Annotated in this window: 7 protein-coding genes and 1 pseudogene; 3 read left to right on the top strand and 5 right to left on the bottom strand. The window is 65.2% G+C overall.

Annotated elements, in window-relative coordinates:
• Positions 1 to 563 (top strand): universal stress protein (locus ACRDU5_RS08440; protein WP_526614028.1); only part of this gene is annotated, 563 nt, incomplete at its 5' end.
• On the opposite strand, the gene ACRDU5_RS08435 is transcribed toward ACRDU5_RS08440, so the two are convergent.
• The 3 genes from ACRDU5_RS08435 to ACRDU5_RS08425 form a co-directional block, all read right to left on the bottom strand.
• On the bottom strand, positions 560 to 1,414 hold the full coding sequence (locus ACRDU5_RS08435) for a mycofactocin-coupled SDR family oxidoreductase (RefSeq protein ID WP_526614027.1): 855 nt from the start codon (positions 1,412 to 1,414) through the stop codon (positions 560 to 562). The genes ACRDU5_RS08440 and ACRDU5_RS08435 overlap by 4 nt on opposite strands.
• A gap of 85 nt (positions 1,415 to 1,499) precedes the next feature.
• Entirely contained in the window at positions 1,500 to 2,744 is a 1,245-nt protein-coding gene (locus tag ACRDU5_RS08430; protein ID WP_526614026.1) for an arginine deiminase, read from the bottom strand.
• A gap of 1 nt (position 2,745) precedes the next feature.
• On the bottom strand, positions 2,746 to 3,582 hold the full coding sequence (locus tag ACRDU5_RS08425; protein WP_526614025.1) for an SHOCT domain-containing protein: 837 nt from the start codon (positions 3,580 to 3,582) through the stop codon (positions 2,746 to 2,748).
• A gap of 89 nt (positions 3,583 to 3,671) precedes the next feature.
• Here ACRDU5_RS08425 and ACRDU5_RS08420 point away from each other — a divergent pair, with 89 nt between their 5' ends.
• The gene (locus tag ACRDU5_RS08420; RefSeq protein ID WP_526614030.1) at positions 3,672 to 5,048 is read left to right on the top strand and encodes an MFS transporter; all 1,377 of its coding nucleotides are present in this window, start codon (positions 3,672 to 3,674) and stop codon (positions 5,046 to 5,048) included.
• On the opposite strand, the gene ACRDU5_RS08415 is transcribed toward ACRDU5_RS08420, so the two are convergent.
• On the bottom strand, positions 5,032 to 5,859 hold the full coding sequence (locus tag ACRDU5_RS08415; protein ID WP_526614024.1) for a cutinase family protein: 828 nt from the start codon (positions 5,857 to 5,859) through the stop codon (positions 5,032 to 5,034). The genes ACRDU5_RS08420 and ACRDU5_RS08415 overlap by 17 nt on opposite strands.
• 133 nt (positions 5,860 to 5,992) lie before the next feature.
• Between ACRDU5_RS08415 and ACRDU5_RS08410 the strand changes: the two genes are divergently transcribed.
• Positions 5,993 to 6,997 (top strand): alcohol dehydrogenase, encoded by a 1,005-nt coding sequence (locus ACRDU5_RS08410; protein WP_526614029.1) that lies wholly within the window; start codon positions 5,993 to 5,995, stop codon positions 6,995 to 6,997.
• Between the two features lie 120 nt (positions 6,998 to 7,117).
• On the opposite strand, the pseudogene ACRDU5_RS08405 reads toward ACRDU5_RS08410, so the two are convergent.
• Positions 7,118 to 7,815 (bottom strand): annotated as a pseudogene (locus tag ACRDU5_RS08405) (hypothetical protein); the annotation flags it as partial.

Below are 7,815 nucleotides of genomic sequence, written 5' to 3'. Positions count from 1 at the left end.
TGGTGACGGGTTCGTCGTCGAACGGCGCGCTCGGCCAAGTAGTTCTCGGCTCCACCACCGACTGGCTGCTGCACTCCGCGCCGGTACCCGTCGCGCTCAGTCCGCGGGGATACCGCGGCGCACGGTCGGGCAAGCTCATACGTGTCACCTGTGCCTATTCGGGCACGCCGGAATCGGTCCGGGTGGTCGAACGCGTGGCGGCACTCGCCGCGCAACTCGACGTCAAGATGCGGGTGGTCTCGTATGCGATCCGGGGCCGCACCATGTTCCCGCCGGAAGTGGGCCTGCACGCCGAAGATTCGTTGCTCGAGGCGTGGGCGCAGCAGTTGCGCGAGATGCTCGCCAAACTGAAGGCGGACGGTGTCGTCGGTGGTGACGTTGAGCTGCAGGTGATTACGGGCAACGGCTGGGATGAGGCGTTGGACGCCACCGATTGGGAGGATGGCGAGCTTCTTGCGCTGGGCACCACGTCGCGCCGCAGCATCAAAACCGTCTTCCTGGGATCTCACGGCGCGAAGATCATCCGCCACAGCCCGGTGCCGGTCTTGGTCCTGCCCAGCTAATGCTTCATGGCGCCGCGGTCGACGTTTATCTGGGTGCCCGATATCGTCGCCGATCCATCGCCGGCCAGCCAGGCAACCACCTCGGAAACCTCCTCGGGCAGCATGAATTCCTGCAAGCCCTTCTTGCGCTTGTGGTTGACCGGATGCAACGGCATCGGCGCGAAGCTGTGCAGATAGCTCGGATACTTGGCGAAGACTTCCATCATCGCCTTCTTCTCCACCATCGGTGTCTCGATTGAATACGGGTGGATGGAGTTGACCCGAATCCCGAACTCCCCCACCTCGATTGCCAACGCATTGGTGATGGCGACCAGACCGTGCTTGGACGCCGAGTAGTGGCCGTTGCCCGGCGTGGCCTTCAATCCGGCCGACGAACTGACGATGATGATCGAGCCCCCGTTGCCCGCCTCGATCATTGCCGGTACCGCGGCACGGATGGTGCGCCACGTTCCGTTGAGGTTGACGTCGATGACCGTGTCCCACTGCTCTTCGGACATCTCGAACATCCGGCCCCAATTCAGCACCCCTGCGTTGGCCACCACGATGTCCAGCCGGCCGAACTGCTCGATGCCGTCGGCGACCACCTGCTGCAGCGCGGCCAGGTCGCGGATGTCGACTTCGCGGGCCAGCACCTTGCCGCCGATCGCTTCCACCGCCCGCACCGTTTCGGCCAGCTCCTCGGGCGTACCGAGCGGATAGGTGATGGTGTCAGAGATCGGGCGGCATACGTCGATCGCGATGATGTCGGCGCCCTCGCTCGCCAGCCGGATCGCGTGGGCCCGGCCCTGGCCGCGCGCGGCCCCGGTGATGAATGCCACTCGCCCGTCCAGGGGCCCGCCAGATGCCGTCACCGCTGCTCCTTCCGTGAGGCTGCGGACCAGGCTAACAGCCGAACTGTAACGCGTTCTAATACGGGTGACGGCGGTCAGACCCCAGTTATTCGACGGGATCGCGGATCAGCGGGCAGGTCATGCAATGCCCGCCGCCGCGGCCGCGGCCGAGCTCCGCCCCGACGATGGTGATGACCTCGACACCGGCCCGGCGCAGCAGCGTGTTGGTGTGGGTGTTGCGGTCGTAGGCGAACACCACTCCCGGTTCCACCGCGACCAGGTTGTTGCCGCTGTCCCATTGCTGGCGTTCCGAGTCATATTTGGTGCCACCGGTTTCCACCACCCGCAGCGCATCCAGCTCAAGCGCGTCCGCCACCACTTCGGTGAAAGGTTTGGTTGCCTCCTCGACGTCGACGCCAGGGTCTTCGTCGCCGGGATGCAGGACGAACGTCTGCACCGAATCCATGATGTCCGGGTAGAGGGTCACCACGTCGCGGTCGGCGAAGGTGAACACGGTGTCGAGGTGCATGGCCGCCCGCAGTTTGGGCAACCCGGCGACGATGACCTTCATCGCGGCACCCTGTGCGAACAGCGTGGCGGCCACCTGGGTGATGGCTTGCCGCGAGGTGCGCTCGCTCATTCCGATGATGACGACGCCGTTCCCGGGCACCAACACGTCGCCGCCCTCGATCGTCGCCAAGCCCCAGGACTTTTCCGGGTCACCCCACCACAAGGTCGTTCCGACGAAGTCGGGATGAAACTGATAGATGGCCTTCATCAACAGCGTCTCGTCGTGCCGGGCCGGCCAGAACAACGGGTTGAGCGTCACCCCCCGGTAGATCCAGCAGGTGGTGTCACGGGTGTACAAGGTGTTGGGCAGCGGCGGCATCAAATACTCGGTGACGCCGGTGGCTTCGCGGGCCAGCGTGCGATACCCCGACTGGATCTCGGTGGGCAGGTCGAGAGTGGACATGCCACCGATCAACAGCTCGGTCAGGCGGCGGGTGGTCAGCGAATCGAGGAACCCGCGGGTGTCGTCGACCAGTCCGAGGCCGACTTCGTTGGGCACGATCTTGCGGTCCAGCAGCCAGGTCTTCGCCTCCGGGTTGTCCATCGTCTGTGCGAGCACGTCGTGCAGTTCGACCACGTCGACGCCACGGTCGCGCATCTTGTCGATGAAGTCGAAATGGTCGCGACGGGCGTTCTGCACCCACAGCACATCGTCGAACAACAGGTCGTCGCAGTTGGTCGGGGTCAACCGCTCGTGTGCCAGGCCTGGCGAGCACACCAACACCTTGCGTAACGTGCCGACTTCGGAGTAGACGCCGTAATCGGCGGACGGGGCGTCCATGTCAGAGGTCGGCGAGGATCTGTGCGCGTTTGGTGGTGTACTCCTCTTCGGAGATGGCACCGGTGGCGCGCAGAGTTTCCAATTCCTGCAGGCGCTGCGAGGTGGACGGTTCCGGCGGGGCCACCGATGGGTTGGGCACCGGAGCTGACGGAGTCGCCGCGGGCGCGGGGGGTGCTTGTTGCGCCGCCGCGCGCCTTACGATCGCCTGCACCTGCTGGCGCGCAGCGGGATTGGACCGCAGGTCGATCATGCTGTTCATCCCGATGCCGTTGGCCTTCAGCACCTGCAGGATCTCCATCAGCGGCTCGGCCTGGCCGGTGAGGTCGTAAGACTTGTTGTCTTCGGCGATGGTGAAGTTCGCCGGCATCAGTCCACTCACCAAACTGCTGCGCTCCCAATCGATGTGGTACTCGTTGGTGGCCGGGTCGACCAACGCGACCAGCTTGCGGTTCGTGATCATGGGCAGCCGCGCGACCGACGCGATCACTCGGTCCTGCGACGTGAACGGCGCGATACCCGGCCCGGAGATCTGCAGATCGATCTTCACCAGCGGGTTTTCATTAATCCGTGTGCCCGTCTCGTGGATGCCGGTCACCTGCGCCAGGGCGAGCACGCCACTCTGCTCCAATGCCTGCTTCTTAGCCGACGACTTGGCGCTGAAGTTGGCAATGGCCAGGGCGACAAGAACGTCGGCGGCGGTGATGAACAGCCCAACGTAAAACATCCATTTCATCAAGCTGCTCTGGCCGGTGGCGAAGTACACGGCCAGAAAGATCGGGCCGACCAGCCCGCCGCACAGCAGAACCCAGAGCTGAGCCTTCACGTAACGCCACAACATCTGCCACGCTCCCTGATCGCCGGGCGGTTCGCGTGTCAGATTAGCGCCAAACCGACGGTTGCGAGCCGTATCGTCGGCGGGTGACTTCGATGCCCGGATCCGTGCGTTCCCGCTGGGTGCTGGCGGCGGTTTCGATGGCCTTGTTCTGCGTCCAGATCGACTATTTCGCGATGAATCTGGCGCTGCCGCGGATGGCTTCCGATCTGGACAGCAACGCCACCGATCTGCAATGGGTGATCAGCGTCTACATGCTGGCACTGGGGGCTTTCATGGTCCCTGCAGGCCGGATCGGCGACATCTTCGGCCGTCGGCGTGCACTGCTGGCCGGGGTCGCGCTGTTCGGACTGGCATCGACCCTGTGTGCCCTGGCGCCGTCGGCGGGGCTGGTTATCGCCTTTCGCGGACTGCAGGGCGTCGGTGCGGCGCTGATCTTTCCGGTCTCAATCAGCGTGCTGACCAACGCCTTTCCTGCGGTGCGTGCCGGCTATGCCATCGGATTGGCCTACGGCATAGCGGGATTGGGCAATGCCGCCGGTCCACTGATCGGCGGCTTGCTGACCGAAACCATCGGCTGGCGGTGGATCTTCTGGCTGAATGTGCCGCTGACGCTCATCTCACTGGCCGTCGGCGCGTGGAGCATCACCGAATCGTCGGATGAGACGGTGCCACGCCGGATCGACATCGCAGGCCTTGCCCTGATCACCACCGGAATCGGGTTGTTCACCTTGACATTTGACCGGGCGCCGCATTGGGGCTGGCTGTCATTGAGCACAGCCGGCGCCTTCGCATTTGCGCTTGTGGTACTGGCCGCGTTCGTGTTCGTCGAAAACCGAGTGCGATGGCCGCTGGTCGATTTGGCGCTGGCCCGCAACGCCCGGTTCAGCATCCTGGTTGTCGCCGGCACCATCGCCAACATCGCCTACACCGTCACGATCTTTCTGTCCACGATGTATCTGCAGCAGGTGCGTGACCTCGACCCGTTGACGGCGGGCCTTGTCTTCCTCGGACCGTCGGTCGGTGCCGCGCTGGGCGGCGCGCTGGCCGGACGGCTGGCGTCAGGCCGTCCGGTGCTGGTCATGGGTGTCACCAGCGTGCTGGCGGCGCTGTCACTGGCGGCGCTCGCCGCTGCCAACGGATGGGCAATGTATTTACCCGCGCTGACCGCCTGCGGGCTCACCATGGGCCTGGTTTACGCATTCACGACGGTGGCGACCCAGGCCGTCGTGCGGCCCGAGCGAGCCGGAGAAGCCGCGGGAGTGACGTTGACATTCCTGGTCGCCCTCGCCGGTGTCGGCGTCGCGGTGTCGGGAACCGTTCTCGAGATGCTGCAGCGTGCCGGAATGTCGACCGGTGGCGCAATCAATGCGATCCTCGCGGTGCTAGCGGCGCTGTTGCTGCCCGCGGGCGTGGTGGTGTTGCTGATTTCCCGCTCACAACGCGGGGAGGCAACTACTCCGACGCCATGACTGATACCGGCGCCTCAGGCGTCGCCGATGACGACGCCCCGACGAACTGGTGCAGCATCCAGGTCCACATCTGACCGCTGTTCGTGCCGACGTCGTAGCTCGTGTGAATCGCCACGGCTGTCGCCGTCGTCTCTTCCTCGGCATCGGGGTTGTAGTCACAGACCGCGTCGCCGGCGTCACACACGCTGATCGTTCGAACGCCGACATTCGCAGGCAGCTCGTCAGGGGCATGCGCGAGAATCGGCCAGTCCTGCGCGGCACCGCCTACCTCGTCCGGCCCCGCCGGGGCGGTACCGATGTTGACCGTGGTGTCTTCCGGTAGCCGGTCGCCGTCGGCGATCAGCAGCGCGGCCGCCAGATTGGGACTGGCGGCAAGCTCATGGAGGTTGCGGTGCACCACCATCGCGCCCTGGGAGTAACCCGCCAGCACCACCTTGGTGTTGGGGCATCGTTGAGTAAACGCCGCGTACTGCCCGCCAAGCGCGGCCTTTCCGGTATCCACGCTCCCGATGAAATTCCCCCAGTCGAGCACGCCGGCGTCCTCGGGCACCTCAATGGCGGGGTAGTCGACCGCTTCGGCGGTGATGGTGCGGCCTTCTTGCGCGAGCTGCTGCTCGAGCGCGCGGTACGACTGGTACACGACCCGGCCCATGCCTGCATACGCGGCGGAGTCGTAGTCAGTGCGCTCGCCGGATCCGGCGGCGCCCATCCAGTGCACGTCAGGGCAACTTGGGTCGGCACTGGCGACCCCAGCGGTCAGACCGATCAACGCGGTCCCAGCCGCAGCGACGGCACACCCCATCGCACTCATCCGACGCAACACAGCGACCCCCTACCCGATCAGCGAAAACAAGGCTGTTGCGATGATTATCGTCACACAGGTCCCATGCGTTACAGCCGCCACAACGGTCCTGTTACGCGTATGGTATCCGGGCGTGACAACCATGCAAATCGCCCGCGTCCCCGCCCCGAACGTGCCCTTTGAGCTGGCCGAAGTGCAAATCCCGGAGCCCGGCCGCGGCCAGGTTCGCGTCAAGGTCCGAGCCTGCGGCGTCTGCCACTCCGACGCGATGACCGTGGCGGGCGCGATGGGAAACGCCTTCCCGCGCGCGCCCGGCCATGAGGTCGCGGGCGAGGTCGACGCCGTCGGCGAAGGGGTCAGCGGCTGGACCGTCGGGGACCGCGTCGGCGTCGGCTGGTTCGGCGGCTGCGACTTCAGCTGCGAGGCCTGCCGTCGCGGTGACTTCATCTCCTGTGAGAACGGCCAGATCCCCGGCATCGCATACGACGGCGGCTACGCCGAGTACATGGTGGCGCCGGCGGAGGCGCTCGCCCGCATCCCCGACGACCTCTCCGACGTCGACGCTGCGCCGCTGTTGTGCGCGGGTATCACGACGTTCAACGCCCTGCGCGAGTCCGTCGCTCGGCCGGGCGACCTGGTCGCGATCCTGGGCGTCGGCGGGCTCGGCCACCTCGGCGTCCAGTACGCCGCCAAGATGGGCTTCGAGGTCGCCGCGATCGCGCGCGGCAAGGAAAAGGGCCCGTTGGCCAAAGAGCTTGGCGCGCATCACTACATCGACTCGAAGGCGTCTGACGTCGCCGAAGAATTGAACAAGCTCGGCGGCGCAATGGTCGTCCTCGCCACGGTCACCGTCCCCGACGCGATGACGCCGGCGCTGGGCGGCCTCAAGGCGCGTGGACAGCTCGTCGTCGTAGGAGCATCCGCGGATCCGATGCAGGTTCCACCGTTCGCATTGATCCCCGGGTCGAACGGCGTGCAGGGCCACGCGTCCGGAACCTCGCAGGATTCTGAAGACACGCTTCGGTTTTCGGCGCTGACCGGTGTGCGGCCAACGATCGAGACGATGCCGCTATCAGAGGCCCAGGCCGCCTACGACAAGATGATGAGCGGGGACGCCCGCTTCCGCATGGTGCTGACGATGGACTAAGTCGTCGAGATCGACACCAGGGCTGTAATTTTCGGCAATTCACGACCCTCACGCAGATCTCGACGCAAACCGAAACGGCGCCCACCCGGTGGGGTGAGCGCCGCTTCGGCTCCTATTCGGTCAGCCGACAGAGCTGGTGCTGCCGTTGCCGTTGTTACTGGAGTGGTTGTTACTGGTGTTGTTGTTGGCGCTGTTGCCCGCATTCACGGACTGGTTGTTGTTGGTGGTTTGGTTGGTGGTGTTGGTGACCTCGGTATTTTGGTTGGTATTGCCACCGCTGCTGCTCGTGTCGTTGTCCATGGTGGCCTCCGCATTTGAGCCAGCGACCTGGACGTTAGTTCCGCCTTCAGCGTCGTCGTTGTCCTCGATCTCGGCGCCTGTTGTCTCACCGGCCTGTATCGCCCCGACACCCGCGTTGATGTTGTCGCCGTTAGTCTGGCCATCAAGGGCGGGGACCTGGCTCACCACCTGGGCTGGAACGACGGCGCCTACATTGACCGGGATTGCCGCACCGGTGTTCGCACCGGCGTTCGTGCCGCCGAGGGCTGTGCCGATGGGGGCGGCGACCGGGGCTTGCGTTTGGGCACCGAGCTGCGTGCCGAGCGCGGCCCCATTGAGGGCCGAGGTTTGAGCGGTAGTCGTGACGGGAGCATTTGTCTGTGCCGTTATAGGGGCTTGTACACCCACGGCGGTCATGGGGCTGAGGATCCCGAGGTTCAGCTGGTTGTTCATGATATTGCCGTTGGCGGCGCCAAACTGGACGGTTTGACCATTGCCAACGAGTCCAACGGGAATGTTGGTGTTGTTACCGGCGAACC

The sequence above is a fragment of the Mycobacterium sp. genome (genome assembly GCF_050701515.1).
In the GTDB taxonomy this organism is placed as follows: domain Bacteria; phylum Actinomycetota; class Actinomycetes; order Mycobacteriales; family Mycobacteriaceae; genus Mycobacterium.
The sequence above is the reverse complement of the archived record's forward strand: the minus strand, read 5'-3'. Positions and strand labels throughout refer to the sequence as shown.

What these genes read in the sequence shown, in the direction of transcription:
- ACRDU5_RS08425 (WP_526614025.1), bottom strand. Translation starts at nt 3,582, where the DNA reads ATGTTGTGGCGTTACGTGAAGGCTCAGCTCTGGGTTCTGCTGTGCGGC.
- ACRDU5_RS08410 (WP_526614029.1), top strand. Translation starts at nt 5,993, where the DNA reads ATGCAAATCGCCCGCGTCCCCGCCCCGAACGTGCCCTTTGAGCTGGCC.
- ACRDU5_RS08430 (WP_526614026.1), bottom strand. Translation starts at nt 2,744, where the DNA reads ATGGACGCCCCGTCCGCCGATTACGGCGTCTACTCCGAAGTCGGCACG.
- ACRDU5_RS08415 (WP_526614024.1), bottom strand. Translation starts at nt 5,859, where the DNA reads ATGAGTGCGATGGGGTGTGCCGTCGCTGCGGCTGGGACCGCGTTGATC.
- ACRDU5_RS08420 (WP_526614030.1), top strand. Translation starts at nt 3,672, where the DNA reads ATGCCCGGATCCGTGCGTTCCCGCTGGGTGCTGGCGGCGGTTTCGATG.